This window comes from Pararhizobium capsulatum DSM 1112 (assembly GCF_030814475.1).
Lineage (GTDB): Bacteria > Pseudomonadota > Alphaproteobacteria > Rhizobiales > Rhizobiaceae > Pararhizobium > Pararhizobium capsulatum.
The window spans coordinates 3,394,505-3,408,329 of record NZ_JAUSVF010000001.1 but is presented as its reverse complement, the minus strand read 5'-3'; the positions used below and the strand labels follow the sequence as shown (position 1 = coordinate 3,408,329).

Here is a 13,825-nt window from a genome sequence, read left to right as displayed (position 1 = left end):
GCGAAAAACCGGCCAGGGTGAGAACGTCACCGGCCGGGGCGCATGCTGTCAGTCTTAAAAGGCTAGAAGCGGCTTATAGGCAAATGTGCCTTTGAGCGGAACCCCGAAAATCAAGGAATCGACAGAAAATCCGAATCCTTTGCGGTTCACTGTGAATCCTTGATCGTAACGACGATATTTCTGCCTGGAGCCTTCAATCGGTCACCGGCAAACCTATGTCTCTTCATGCAATTCCAGGTTTCGGAAGGACTTGATCCATGACACTTCAGAAACGAAAACTCGGCTCGCAAAGGCTTGAGGTCTCCGCCATTGGCCTCGGCTGCATGGGCATGAGCCAGTCCTACGGGCCGGCGGACGAAACAGAATCGATCGCCACCCTTCACCGCGCCATCGAACTCGGCTGCACCTTTCTCGATACGGCGGAGGTCTACGGTCCGCTAAGGAACGAGGAGCTTCTCGGCCGCGCGCTCGAAGGACAGCGCAACGAGGTGACGCTCGCGACGAAATTCGGTTTTGTCATCAATGAAGGCAAGCAGCAGGGACGGGATCTGGACAGCTCGCCCGCAAATATCCGGCGTGCGGTTGAGGGATCGCTCAAGCGCCTGCGCACCGATCATATCGATCTCATCTATCAGCACCGGGTCGATCCGGCCGTGCCGATGGAAGATGTCGCCGGCACGGTGAGCGAGCTCGTTCAGGAAGGAAAGGTACGCTTCTTCGGCCTCTCCGAAGCGGGTGTTGCGAATATCCGCAAGGCGCATGCTGTCTATCCGGTTTCCGCCGTGCAGAGCGAGTGTTCGCTCTGGGAGCGCAATCTGGAAGCCGACATCATTCCGCTCTTGCGCGAACTGGGCATCGGTCTCGTGCCGTTCTCGCCGCTTGGTCGCGGTTTCCTGGCGGGCGAGGTCAAGCGGGCGGAGGAGTATCCGGAAGGTGATTTCCGCAAGAATGATCCGCGCTATCAGGGTGAAAATTACGACGCGAATGTCAAGGCGGCCGGGATCGTCAAGGATATTGCCGCCCGCCGTAATGCCAAGCCCGGCCAGATCGCACTCGCCTGGATCCTTGGCAAGGGAGAGGACATCGTGCCGATCCCTGGCACCAAGCGCCGCCGGTATCTGGAGGAAAACGTAGCCGCGGCGGATATCGTCCTGAGCGGCGACGAGATGTCAGAACTCGATGCGGCCCTTGCATCGGATCGGATTTCCGGTGCGCGGTATGCGCCCGCTACCTTGGCGATGATCGATCGGTAGCACGGGCTACGTCCCTGCCATCACCAGAACCTTGATCTCGCCCGCCCGGGCGGGATTGCGGATCGTCTCTGGTGCCTCATCAAGCGTGATCTTACGCGAGATCAGCTTTTCGACATTGATCTTGCCGGAAGCGACGAGATCGGCCGCGCGGCGGTGGGTATGCGGATTGATGAAAGAACCGATGAGGCGCAATTCGCGAAAGAGAATGTCGAAAGGTTCGATCTCAACCTTCTCGCCTTGAGCAAGCACGCCGAGGATGACGACGGTGCCACCGGATTTCGCCAGTTTCGGCGCCTGCATTACCGTCTCGCGGACACCGGCGCATTCGATGACGACATCCGCGCCTCCCGGCAGCAATCCCTTTAGACCCGCAAGCCCGCCGATCGGATCGTCCTCGGAAGGATCAAAGCTGGCGGTCGCGCCGAGTTCTTCCGCAAGCCGACGCTTCGATTCCTGTCGTGTCGACAGGATAACAGTCGTCGCGCCTGCCAACCGCGCAAGCTGCACCGTCAAGAGCCCGATCACACCACCACCGAGCACGATGACGGATGATCCGGCCTTGATCCGAGCCATATCGATACAGTGAAGGCAACATGCAAGCGGCTCGCAGAAGGCGCCGTGTTCGGGCGGCAATGTCAGCGGGATATCGAAAGCTTGCTTCTGTGGCACGATGACATAATCGGCAAAACCGCCGTCGCGGCTGATACCGATCGCCTTGAGGTTGGCGCAGAGATTGACGCGGCCCGCCTGGCACTGCGGGCAGAGGCCGCAGGAAATATTGGGGTCGCCGGTGATGCGCATGCCGGGCTTGAAACCCTTGACCGCTTCACCCACTACCTCGACGATGCCGCAGAATTCGTGGCCGAGCGTCACGGGAGGCGTGGACGGAAACTCGCCGTGCAGAAGATGCCGGTCGGTGCCGCAGATACCGCAGGCCTCTACTCTCACCAACAAATCTTCCGATCCAGGCACTGGCTTTTCGACCTCGCGCACGAACAGTTTTCCGATCGCCTCCAGACGCATGGCTTTCATGATGCGCTCCTCCCAAAGCAAGCGCCCATGCTGGCATGTTCGCTCATTGTGTGCCAGCGGGAAGCTGCCGTCATGCGTGATGAAGTTTATTGATTTGACCTTGCACAAATTTCGTTCTGGCGCGTTATATGCGGGTTAAGGCTTCGTTTTCGCAGCCGCTATAGAAAGATATGCAGACGGGAGTTGCATCATGGAATGGAAAGGCCGTCGCCAGTCGGGCAATGTCGAGGATGCGCGCGGTTCCGGGCCGGTGCGCGGCGGAATGGGCGGCAACCCCTTCGGCCGCGGCGGCGGCTTTCGTATTCCAACCGGTGGCGGTGGTCGCGGCGGCGGCATGAGCATCGGCACGATCATCTTTCTCGTCGTGATCTATTTCATTCTGAAGATGATGGGCATTGACCTGTTACAGGTCATGGATGGCGGGCAGACGAGCCCCAGCCCCTCCGGCTACGAGCAGAGCCAGGGCACCACGCAAGGCTCCGCTGAAGAAGAGGAGCGCAAGGCCTTCGTCTCCACCGTGCTCGCCGAGACGGAAGACACCTGGAACGGCATCTTCAAGGCCGGTGGCGAAACCTATGAGGAGCCCAAGCTGGTTCTCTTCCGCGATAGCATCAACTCGGCCTGCGGCATGGCATCGGCGGCGACCGGGCCGTTCTATTGCCCCGGCGATCACAAGGTCTATCTCGATATGGCGTTCTTTGACGAGCTCGCCCAGCGTTTCGATGCGGCCGGCGATTTTGCCGAAGCCTATGTCGTTGCGCATGAAGTCGGCCACCACGTCCAGAATCTTCTCGGCATCCTGCCCAAGGTCAATGCCCAGCGTCAGAGCATGAGCGAGGCGGATTCGAACCAGATGTCCGTGCGTGTCGAGCTTCAGGCCGATTGCTTTGCGGGCATCTGGGGCAAATACACCGAGCAGAAGGGCTTGCTTGAACAGGGCGACCTTGAAGAAGCGCTGAATGCCGCGACGCAGATCGGCGACGACACGCTGCAGAAGCGAACCCAGGGCTATGTGGTTCCGGAAAGCTTCAATCATGGCACGTCGGAGCAGCGCGCAGCCTGGTTCAAGCGCGGCTTCGACAGCGGCAAGCTTTCGGCTTGCGATACGTTCAAGGGCAATATCTGAGCTGACGGATGGCTGCGGTGGTAGGAGAGATGGTCGATCCGGCAGCACGGCGCTTGCGGGGCAAATGCCTGTGCGGTGCTGTCGAATATGAAGTGGCGGATGCGTTCGAATACGCCATGAACTGCCATTGCTCCAATTGCCGTCGGGCCACTGGTTCCGCCTTCAAGCCCTTTGCAGGGATCGGGCGGGACAAGCTGAAACTCGTGTGCGGCGCCGATGGCATTCTCATCTACGGCGATGAACAGGCGGCGCATGATGTCCATTGCGCCACTTGTGGCTCTCTTCTTTATTCCGTTGTGCGCGAGGGGCAGTATGTGCACGTGACGATGGGGACGCTCGTTGATGCGCCCTCCATCCGTCCGTCAGCCCATATCTTCGCGGGATCGAAGGCCATCTGGCACGAGATCACGAATTGCCTGCCGGCCTATGACGCGTTTCCCGACGACTGAGTGAGAGGCATTGAAAGCCCGGCGTCGCCGCCTAGATGTCCTGTCTCAAGCCAGAGGAGATGGAATATGGAAACCAACGAACTGCATCGCGGGCGCCTGATAGACCATATCCAGCTGGTCGTGCGGGACCTATCGGCAAGCCGCAGCTTCTACGGCGCCGTTCTCGAGGTTTTGGGTATCCCGATCGGTGGAGAAGGAAACGGCTTTTTCTGGGTTGACGAACTCTTCATCTCCTCGCTCGACAGCGAAGCCTCCACCGGTGCACTGACCGGCCGCCATCATCTCGCCTTTCAGGCGGCGGACGAGGCGACCGTGCGGGCCTTTTACGAGGCCGGACTTGCCCATGGCGGCACGGATAATGGCGGGCCGGGCGAGCGGCCCTATCACCCCGGTTACTATGCCGCCTTCCTGTTCGATCCGGATGGCAACAATATCGAGGCCGTGTTCCACGGTGCTGCCAATCGAAGTGCACCCTCGGTGAAGATCACGTTCTAACTACGGGCTCAGCTTTCGATGACCGCGACAAAAGGAATACGGCTGAAAGAGCCTTTCCAGACTGGATGAAGTGAAGTCGGATTTTCCTTTGTTTTAAATATTTTACACGGCTGTCTTGAAACGGACACATATGTCCACCATATTCGCTTCAACAAGAGATTCATCTCCGCCTGACCACGGATGTACTGGCAGTGTCGTAGAGATGGAGTGAGGAAGGTCGGTGCGAATTTCGCCCGGCCTTTTTTGTTGTTGAAGACTGCGCATTTGAATCGTGTTCTGCGTTTCTACCGGACGCTTCTTGCAATTTTCCCGCCATGACGTCTGTTTCGTAGAAATGCGTCTTGTGCGATATTCCGCCTTCGGTTCTTCAGCTTGTGCGGAATTTAAAACAATGAGCGACCTTCCCCTTGCTGACCTCGATGCGTTTACTGCGGTTGCCCAAGAGCGGAGTTTTCGCGCTGCGGCACTCAAAAGGGGCGTATCTGCTTCTGCACTGAGCGAGGCCCTGCGGCGGTTGGAGCAGCGGCTCGGGGTTCGCCTCCTCAACCGCACCACCCGCAGCGTTACCGTTACGGAGGCGGGGGAACGCCTGCTGGAACGGTTGACCCCGGCGCTCGGTGACGTGGCGTTGGCGCTCGACCAGATCAACAGTTTTCGCGAAAGCCCCGCTGGCACCCTGCGGCTCAACGTGCCGACCGTTGTGGCGATGACCTTTCTCCCGCCGCTTATCGGTGCTTTCCTGAAAAAGTATCCGGACATCACGCTGGAAGTGCGGGGAGAGGATAGCTTCATCGACGTGCTTGCCGCAGGCTTCGATGCCGGTATTCGTTATGACGAGCGATTGGAGCGCGACATGATCGCCGTCCCGATTGGTCCTGGCGAGCAACGTTATGTCACCGCCGCTGCACCGTCCTATCTTGCCGATCAGGGCGAGCCTCTCCATCCCAACGATATTCTCGACCACACCTGCATCCGTCACCGCTTCCTGAGCGGCGCGATGTCGCCATGGGAATTCGAGCGGGGAGACGAAGTCTTGCGCATCACGCCGCCAGCGAGGCTGATTGCCAATACAGTCGAACTGGAGATACGGGCGGCTATCGATGGCTTCGGCATCATCCGGACATTCGAGGACTTTCTGGTGCCGGCGCTTGCCGAGGGCAAACTCGTGCCGATCCTGGAAGATTGGGTTTCGTTTTTTCCGGGGCCGTTTCTCTATTACGCCAGCCGCCGTCATATGCCCGCGCCGCTGCGCGCCTTTGTTGACTTCATCAAACAGAACCGCTGACAATCGATGACGAACAATCGGCGTGTCATCAATTCCGGCTATCTCTGCATCACGAACATTGAAATGTTCATGGATTGTTTCGCCTGATTTTTTGCGTTACGCAGGAAATGGATCGGTTTGTTCCCGTTCCGTATCGAGTTTCTGGCCGGTGGAGGGAATGATGATCGATCCGAAATCGGCACGGCGCGGCCTGTTCCTCGTCTTCGTCATCCTGTTTCTCGATATCATGGGCATCGCCATCATCACGCCGGTGCTGCCTGCCTATCTGGAGGAGCTGACGGGCGCCACGATCAGCGAGGCGGCGGTCGAGGGTGGCTGGCTGCTGCTTGTTTATTCCGGTATGCAGTTACTTTTCGCGCCACTGATTGGCAATCTTTCCGATCGCTTCGGTCGGCGCCCGGTGCTGCTTGCATCCGTGCTAACCTTCGCGCTCGACAATCTGATCTGTGCGCTGGCTACGACCTACTGGATGCTGTTTGTCGGGCGCGTGCTCGCCGGCATCAGCGGCGCAAGCTTTTCCACGGCCTCCGCTTACATTGCCGATGTCAGCGACGACAGCAACCGGGCCAAGAATTTCGGACTGATCGGCATCGCCTTCGGCACGGGATTTGCGCTCGGGCCTGTGCTTGGCGGCATCCTTGGTGAATTCGGGCCGCGCATTCCCTTTTACGGCGCCGCAGCCCTTTCCTTCATCAATTTCGTCGTCGCCTTTTTCCTGCTGCCGGAAACGCTGGGCAAGGAGCATCGCCGCAGGTTCGAGTGGAAGCGGGCCAATCCGCTGGGTGCGGTGAAGCAGATGCGCAACTATCCGGGCATCGGCTGGATCCTGCTGGTGTTTTTCCTCTACTGGCAGGCCCATGCGGTTTATCCTGCCGTCTGGTCCTTCGTAACGTCCGAGCGCTATGGTTGGAGCGAAGGGCAGATCGGTCTGTCGCTCGGCATCTTCGGTATTTGCGGGGCCTTGGTCATGGGCTTCGTGCTGCCGCGTGTCGTGCCACGGCTCGGCGAATGGAAATCCGGTGCGGTGGGGCTGGCCTTCACCGGGCTCGGGCTGTTCGGCTATGCCTTGGCCTTCCAGGGCTGGATGGTCTATGCGGTGATCCTCTTGACCTGCATCGAAGCTCTCGCCGATCCACCGCTGCGCAGCATCGCGGCAGCCCGGGTTCCACCTTCTGCGCAAGGCGAGTTGCAGGGTGCGTTGTCCAGCATCTCCAGCTTCACCACCATCATCGGTCCGCTGATGTTCACGCAGATCTTCAGTAGTTTTACCGCACCCGGAGCGACCGTTCACTTTGCTGGTGCGCCGTATGTTCTGTCGGGATTTTTCATCGTCTTGGCACTCGCCGTCTATCTCGCAAAGCTGCGGCCAATGCCAGTGGGTGCCGCCCTGGAGAGCGTCGCGTCGTAGGCGGCGCTTTTCAAATGGCCTCGGATTTAAAGAGCCCAGACTTCTTTTCTCAAAATCCATCAGTTTCTGTGATGTTTTGATGAAAAAATAAGCGATTTTGATCCGATCTCTGGCCATTTGTCGCATATTGCGGTATTTCCCGGCTTCCCATCGTGCGGCCATTGTCCGGCTGCGACGAAGTCAAAGGCCTAACCCCATCATGTTGACGAGGATCGATAACCCAGCGGAAGTTGGCGCGAACAATTCGTGGTCTGCGCATTACCGCGCCAGCATCACGCTCGGAATCCCCTTCATCGGGGCGCAGATCGCACAGTTTGCGATCCATGCAACCGACGTGCTGATGGTTGGCCGTCTCGGTACCACCGAGCTTGCGGCGATGGTTCTGGCTGCGCAGATGTTCTTCACCGTCTTCATTTTCGGGTCCGGTTTCGCCAATGCCGTCGTGCCGATCGTGGCGCAGGCCGAAGGTCGTGGCGATCGTGTCGCCGTGCGCCGCGCCGTGCGCATGGGCATGTGGGCCGTGTTGGGCTATGGCGTCATCACTGCGCCGCTGCTCTGGAACGCAGAGACGGTCTTGCGGTCTATGGGGCAGCAGCCGGCCGTGGCGGAGCTTGCCGGCCATTATCTTCGGGTGGCGCAATGGGGCATCTTCCCGGCGCTCCTTTTCATGGTGCTGCGCGGCTTCTTGAGCTCGCTGCAGCGGGCTGGCGTCATCCTCTATGTGACGATCACCATCCTCGCGACCAATGCCGTGCTCGCCTATATCCTGATTTTCGGCCATCTCGGTGCCCCCGTGCTGGGCATTGTCGGTGCAGCCATTTCCGCGCTGGTCGTCAATACGATGAGCTTCGTTCTGCTCTACATCTATATCCAGCGGACGCCACAGACACACGATTACGAGATTTTCGTCCGGTTCTGGCGCCCCGACTGGCCGGTGCTGAAGGAAGTCGTCAAGCTCGGCCTGCCGATTGCCGTGACGATTCTTGCCGAGGTGAGCCTCTTTACGGTCGCATCTTTGCTGATGGGCATGATCGGTACTGTCGAGCTTGCCGCCCATGGCATCGCGCTGCAATTTGCGTCGGTCGCCTTCATGATCCCGCTCGGCCTGGCGCAGGTCGCGACCGTGCGCATTGGCCTGGCACATGGGCGAGGGGATGCGGAAGGCATCAAGCGTGCCGCAATCTCCGTTCTGGTGCTTGGCTGCGGCTTTGCCGTCATCGGCAGCCTTGTCTTCGCGCTGTTTTCGCACGAGCTTGCCATGCTCTATCTGGATATCCGCCGCCCGGATGCGATGGACGTCGTTGCCTATGCCGGGCCGCTGATCGTGATTGCCGGTGCCTTCCAGCTCGTTGATGGCGTGCAGGCCCTTGCAGCCGGCATGCTGCGCGGCCTGAAAGATACGACGGTGCCGATGATCTTCGCGCTGATCTCCTATTGGGCGATCGGTTTTGTTGCGGCCTATGTGCTGGCGTTCCCGCTGGGCTTCGGCGGCGTCGGAATCTGGTACGGCTTCGTCATCGGATTGACGGCTGCCAGCATCTCGCTGACCTGGCGCTTCTTCCGCTTCCTGTCGCGGGAGAGAAAGGCTTTGCAGCGAGCAGCCTGAGCCGGCTCGCAGGTTCCGCAGACACCAAAAGGCCCGCAACGCGCGGGCCTTTTCCATTCCACTCCGGTCTTCCTGACTCTCAGCGTTCGGCCAAAGCCGGTTCGCCCTTCTTCTCGTTGATCATGTTGATGAAGCGGCGGAAGAGATAGTGGCTGTCCTGCGGGCCGGGGGAAGCTTCCGGGTGATGCTGGACGGAGAAGACGTTCTTGCCGTTCATGCGCAGGCCGCAATTGCTGCCGTCGAACAGCGAGATATGCGTTTCCTCGACGCCGTCCGGCAGCGACTTCGAGTCGACCGCAAAGCCGTGGTTCATCGAGACGATCTCGACCTTGCCGGTGGTGTGGTCCTTCACCGGATGGTTGGCGCCGTGGTGGCCCTGGTGCATCTTCTCGGTCTTGGCACCGAGCGCGAGCCCGAGCATCTGATGGCCGAGGCAGATGCCGAAGACCGGGATATCCGTGGTGATCAGCTGCTTGATAACTGGCACGGCGTATTCGCCCGTTGCGGCCGGGTCACCGGGGCCGTTCGACAGGAAGATCCCATCCGGCTTCTGGGCCAGAACTTCTTCCGCGCTGGTGGTTGCGGGCATGACGGTGACCTTGCAGTCGAGGCCGGCGAACAGGCGCAGGATGTTGCGCTTCACGCCGAAGTCGAGGGCGACGATGTGGTGGCGAGCCTTCGCCTCGTCGAGTTCGCCGTAGCCTTCGTTCCAGACCCAGGGGGTCTGCGTCCAGCGCGACGACTGGCCGGAGGAGGCGGCCTTGGCGAGGTCGAGGCCTTCAAGGCCGCTCCAGGCGGCAGCTTCTGCTTTCAGGGCTTCGATATCGAAGACGCCGTTCGCATCATGGGCGATGACGGCGTTCGGGGCGCCGTTTTCGCGTATCCAGGCGGTCAGTGCGCGCGTGTCGATGCCGCTGAGGCCGATGATGCCGCGGGCCTTCAGCCATTCGTCGAGGTCCTGGGACGCGCGGTAGCTGGACGGTTCGGTGATCTCGGCCTTGAATATGACGCCGACCGCGCCGTGGCGTGCAGCCGGCGTCAGGTCTTCGATGTCTTCGTCATTGGTGCCGATATTGCCGATATGCGGAAACGTGAAGGTAACGATCTGGCCGAGATAGGAAGGGTCCGTCAGGATTTCCTCGTAGCCGGTCAGCGCCGTGTTGAAGCAGACTTCGGCCTGGACGTGGCCAGTGGCGCCGATCCCCTTGCCCTCGATGACGGTGCCATCGGCCAGAACGAGCAGGGCGGTGGGTTTTTCGGTGGTCCAAGGAGCAGTCGCGGTCATCGTTTCTATCCCGTTCGTGTGACGGGAAGCGGGGAGACGCCTCCCGCGGCCGTGTGCCAAATCTCGTGCTCAGGCATGGGCGCGCGGAAACCCCGCGGTCGCTCTGTGTCATGCCAATTTCGGTGCAGGTGCCGGAAAATAGTCCCGACCGCCCTTGCGGTCAACACCTCCCTGTGAATTGTTTTGAAATAAAAGAATAATAAAATCAATTATTTGACTATTCGGTTTGATTGTTTTGCCCTTGCTGGTCTAAGACTGCGCAAAATCACAACCCTGGGCACGGCGCATTTCAAGCGGCCGGCCTTCGCTACCGGCGGGAGAAAACGATATGCGCGACACGATCAGCGAAGCGCTGAAGACCGCAATGAAGGCTAAGGACACGCGCCGCGTTTCGACGCTGCGCCTCGTGCAGGCGGCGATTAAGGAGCGCGACATCGCTAATCGCGGCATCGGCAAGGACGCGGCCTCCGACGACGACCTCCTGCAGATCCTCGCCAAGATGGTCAAGCAGCGCGAAGAATCGGCCAAGATCTACGACGATGCCGGCCGCCCGGAGCTTGCGGAACATGAGCGCGAGGAAATCGCCATCATCGCCGACTTCCAGCCGGAACAGTTTTCCGACGATAAGGTGCGTGCGGTAACAGCCGAAGTGATCGCGGAAGTCGGTGCTGCGGGCATCCGCGACATGGGCAAGTGCATGGCGATCCTCAAGGAACGTTATGCAGGCCAGATGGATTTCGCCAAGGCCTCCGGCATCCTCAAAGAACTGCTTTCAGCTCTCTGAAAGCGGGAGCCTTACCTGCTTCAGCTTCGAATGCAGCGTCGATAATCGCAAATTTCTCGGCTTGATAATTGCGATATTCGGTCACAAAGCCTTGGGAGAGCCAGAGGCCGGCGCTTGGGCCGGTACTCTGGAAGCCAAGGCTTCCCATTTCCGACGCGCGTTTCATCAGGCGCTTGAAGTGGGTTTTCGAAATCATGAAGGTGCGGCAGAGTTCTGCCGCCACGATCGGCCCTACCGCCACCTGTTGATCATTCCGATCCCAGCTTTCGATACGACCGATGAAGTAGTCCATCACCCCGCCGCCGGCATTGGCCCATGTGAAAAGATTGAAGGCTTCGCCCGGTTGGCGAAGCCGCTGGTTTTCAAGGATGCTGTAGGCGGTCCTTGCTTCCAGGCCGGGGAACATTGCCGGGTCTTTGGCAAGCATATCTGCTCGGCGACCGCCGTCCAGGCCGTCGAGGATGGCAAGATGCACATGCATCCATTGCCGGACGGGATGAAGGGCGGTCTCCGTCGGCTCCAGCGGACGCGTGCGATTATCGGGCGGGTTGTCGATATATTTGACGAAACGGTAGGCGAGCATTTCCTGCAGGAAGGCTGCTGCCGTGTTTCGGCTGGCGATATCGTATTCGACCGCGGTTGCAACGAAGCGGCCGGAATAGAGGCCTGCTTCCCGTCCGAGTGCCGGGCAGCCGAAATAAATTGCAAATCCCGCCTGCGCCAGCAGCCAGCGCTGTTGAGACGCGAAGATCGAGCTCAGGCGCGGAAACTCTGCGAACATCGCTGTCAGCGCGCGGGCGCTCGCACGCATAGCGGCGAAGAAATCTTCGCTTTCGGCCAGGCTTTGTGCGGTGAGAGCCATGATCATGTTTCCGGAATATGGATGACTTCATCGCTGTTGCAACGCAGCAATGTCAAACGCTTTGTTGTTTCTGTACCGTTTAAGGTGAATGCTCCGTCACGACTGCCTGTGAATTGCGGGCATGCCTGATATCGGCGGTGGCGTGGCGGGATTTTGACGCCTATATGAAGGCCAGATCAGAGGTTTTCATGCGCTTTTCCAACGCCTTTCTCGATGAGATTCGTGACCGCGTTCCGATTTCGGACGTGATCGGCAAACGCGTGACCTGGGATCGCAAGAAGACCAATGCGTCGCGCGGCGATTTCTGGGCGTGCTGCCCCTTCCACGGGGAGAAGTCACCGAGCTTCCATTGCGAGGATCGCAAGGGGAGGTATCACTGCTTCGGCTGCGGTGTATCGGGAGATCATTTCCGTTTCCTGACTGATCTCGACGGCATGAACTTTCCTGAGGCCGTGCAGCAGATCGCCGATCTTGCCGGCGTGGCGATGCCGCAGCCGGATGTCGAGGCCGAGAAGCGTGACCGCCAGCGGGCGAGCCTGCAGGACGTCATGGAAATGGCGACGCAGTTTTTCCAGGATCAGCTGCAGACGGCCAACGGCGCCAAGGCGCGTGCGTATCTGCGCGATCGCGGGCTGACGGGGCGCACGATCGAGACGTTCCGACTTGGTTATGCGTCCGAGAGCCGCAATGCGCTGAAGGAGCATCTGGCGACCAAGGGTATTGCCAAGGAGCAGATCGAGGCCTGCGGTCTTGTCGTTCACGGGCCGGACATTCCGGTTTCCTACGACCGCTTCCGCGACCGCATCATGTTCCCGATCCTGTCATCCCGCGAAAAGGTCATTGCCTTCGGTGGACGCGCCATGTCACCGGATGCGCCGGCGAAATACCTCAATTCCAACGAGACCGAACTCTTCCATAAGGGAAGCGTGCTTTACAATTTTGCTCGTGCCAGAAAAGCCATGTCTGGGGCTGGCCGCGACGGCAACGCCGCGCAAAACGAAAATGGCGCTGGCACGATCATTGCCGTCGAAGGCTATATGGACGTTATCGCGCTCCATCAGGTCGGCATCGAGAACGCCGTCGCGCCGCTGGGAACAGCGCTGACCGAGAACCAGCTCGAACTTCTGTGGAAGCTGACGCAGCAGCCGGTGCTCTGCTTCGACGGCGACGGCGCCGGCATTCGCGCAGCAAACCGCGCCGTGGACCTCGCCCTGCCGCATCTGAAGCCCGGCCGGTCCGTGCGCTTTGCGCTTCTGCCTGATGGCAAGGACCCCGACGATATCGTCCGCAACGAAGGGCGCGGTCCCTTCGACAAGGTGATGGCGTCGGCGCGGTCACTGTCCGAGATGGTGTGGATCCGCGAAGTGCAGTCTGGAGGCTTCGATACGCCGGAAAAGCGCGCTGAACTGGAAGCGACATTGAAGCAGGTGGTTGCGGTCATCGCCGACGAGAACGTGCGTCGCCACTACGGACAGGATGTTCGCGACCGGCTGAATGCCTTCTTCCAGGGCAGCAATCGGCAACAGGGTTTTCAGCGCAATTTCGACCGCAATCAGGGAAGAGACGGAGCACGCAACGGCCCGCAGGGGCGTGGCGGGCCTTCGGCCCAGCGAGGGACCGGCGGTGTTTCTGAACGCCTGGCCCGCTCTTCACTGGTGAGCGGCAGCCAGAGCCTCCCGCCGTTGCGCGAAAGTGTGCTGGCCTTGACGATTGTCAATCACCCGCAGCTTCTGTTCGAGGAATATGACGAGATTTCCGCGATCGAATACGACAATCGCGATCTCCAGCGCTTCTGGTCGTCTGTGCTCAATGCCGCCGCCGCCAAGGGACCGCGCCTGTCTCGCGAAGGTTTGATGGAACAGCTGGAAGCGGAAGGTTTTGGCGCACTTCTGAAGGGGCTTGATCAGCAGATCCGCTACACGCGGCTTTGGACCGCGACCATTCAGGCGGCACCCGAGGATGCACGGGAGGGTTATCTCCAGGCGCTCTCTTTGCACAAGCGCACCAAGGCGTTGCTGTGGCAGCGGCATGAACTGGAAAACGAGCTTGCCCACGCGACGGAGGAGGGGGACGACGAGAGTGTCAGCCAGATCCTACGGACGTTGCAGGAGGTTCAGCTCGAAGTGACGCGTCTTGAAAACCAGGAAGCGATCATTGACGGTTTCGGCGTGTTGTCGGGCCGCGTGAAAGGGCCGGCGGGCAAGTAGAAGGGGACCAATCGTGCATTGGGGTCGCAGGCG

12 protein-coding genes are annotated in these 13,825 nt (G+C 59.9%); 9 read left to right on the top strand and 3 right to left on the bottom strand.

Annotated features, from left to right (window positions below; all coding sequences use genetic code 11):
* Nucleotides 1-257 precede the first annotated feature (257 nt).
* Nucleotides 258-1,253: an aldo/keto reductase gene (locus QO002_RS16460; RefSeq protein ID WP_307231571.1), complete on the top strand. Its 996-nt coding sequence runs from the start codon at nt 258-260 to the stop codon at nt 1,251-1,253.
* A gap of 6 nt (nt 1,254-1,259) precedes the next feature.
* Here the strand turns inward: QO002_RS16460 and QO002_RS16455 are convergent, their stop codons facing one another.
* Complete coding sequence (locus QO002_RS16455; protein ID WP_307231569.1) at nt 1,260-2,285, bottom strand: zinc-dependent alcohol dehydrogenase family protein; 1,026 nt, start codon at nt 2,283-2,285, stop codon at nt 1,260-1,262.
* A gap of 190 nt (nt 2,286-2,475) precedes the next feature.
* Here QO002_RS16455 and ypfJ point away from each other — a divergent pair, with 190 nt between their 5' ends.
* The 6 genes from ypfJ to QO002_RS16425 all read left to right on the top strand — a co-directional run bounded on the left by ypfJ (nt 2,476) and on the right by QO002_RS16425 (nt 8,654).
* Nucleotides 2,476-3,411 carry a KPN_02809 family neutral zinc metallopeptidase gene (gene ypfJ / locus QO002_RS16450; protein WP_307231566.1) on the top strand — a complete coding sequence of 312 codons (936 nt, stop codon included), beginning with the start codon at nt 2,476-2,478 and terminating at the stop codon, nt 3,409-3,411.
* A 29-nt stretch (nt 3,412-3,440) separates the two neighbouring features.
* On the top strand, nt 3,441-3,860 hold the full coding sequence (locus QO002_RS16445) for a GFA family protein (RefSeq protein WP_307231564.1): 420 nt from the start codon (nt 3,441-3,443) through the stop codon (nt 3,858-3,860).
* Nucleotides 3,861-3,926: 66 nt separating this feature from the next.
* A complete protein-coding gene (locus QO002_RS16440) occupies nt 3,927-4,355 on the top strand; it encodes a VOC family protein (RefSeq protein ID WP_307231562.1) in 429 nt (142 codons plus the stop codon).
* Nucleotides 4,356-4,746: 391 nt separating this feature from the next.
* The gene (locus QO002_RS16435) at nt 4,747-5,640 is read left to right on the top strand and encodes a LysR family transcriptional regulator (protein ID WP_307231560.1); all 894 of its coding nucleotides are present in this window, start codon (nt 4,747-4,749) and stop codon (nt 5,638-5,640) included.
* Between the two features lie 160 nt (nt 5,641-5,800).
* Nucleotides 5,801-7,048, top strand: a complete 1,248-nt coding sequence (locus tag QO002_RS16430) for a TCR/Tet family MFS transporter (protein WP_307233457.1) — start codon at nt 5,801-5,803, stop codon at nt 7,046-7,048.
* Nucleotides 7,049-7,247: 199 nt separating this feature from the next.
* The gene (locus tag QO002_RS16425; RefSeq protein ID WP_307231558.1) at nt 7,248-8,654 is read left to right on the top strand and encodes an MATE family efflux transporter; all 1,407 of its coding nucleotides are present in this window, start codon (nt 7,248-7,250) and stop codon (nt 8,652-8,654) included.
* 79 nt (nt 8,655-8,733) lie between these two features.
* Here the strand turns inward: QO002_RS16425 and carA are convergent, their stop codons facing one another.
* Nucleotides 8,734-9,939 (bottom strand): glutamine-hydrolyzing carbamoyl-phosphate synthase small subunit, encoded by a 1,206-nt coding sequence (gene carA / locus QO002_RS16420; protein WP_307231556.1) that lies wholly within the window; start codon nt 9,937-9,939, stop codon nt 8,734-8,736.
* A 328-nt stretch (nt 9,940-10,267) separates the two neighbouring features.
* Here carA and QO002_RS16415 point away from each other — a divergent pair, with 328 nt between their 5' ends.
* Nucleotides 10,268-10,723 (top strand): GatB/YqeY domain-containing protein, encoded by a 456-nt coding sequence (locus QO002_RS16415; protein WP_307231554.1) that lies wholly within the window; start codon nt 10,268-10,270, stop codon nt 10,721-10,723.
* Here QO002_RS16415 and QO002_RS16410 read toward each other — a convergent pair.
* A complete protein-coding gene (locus tag QO002_RS16410) occupies nt 10,698-11,585 on the bottom strand; it encodes a hypothetical protein (RefSeq protein WP_307231552.1) in 888 nt (295 codons plus the stop codon). The two genes, QO002_RS16415 and QO002_RS16410, sit on opposite strands and share 26 nt — an antisense overlap.
* A 188-nt stretch (nt 11,586-11,773) precedes the next feature.
* On the opposite strand from QO002_RS16410, the gene dnaG reads away from it, so the two are divergent.
* Nucleotides 11,774-13,792 (top strand): DNA primase, encoded by a 2,019-nt coding sequence (gene dnaG / locus QO002_RS16405; RefSeq protein WP_307231550.1) that lies wholly within the window; start codon nt 11,774-11,776, stop codon nt 13,790-13,792.
* Nucleotides 13,793-13,825: the final 33 nt, after the last annotated feature.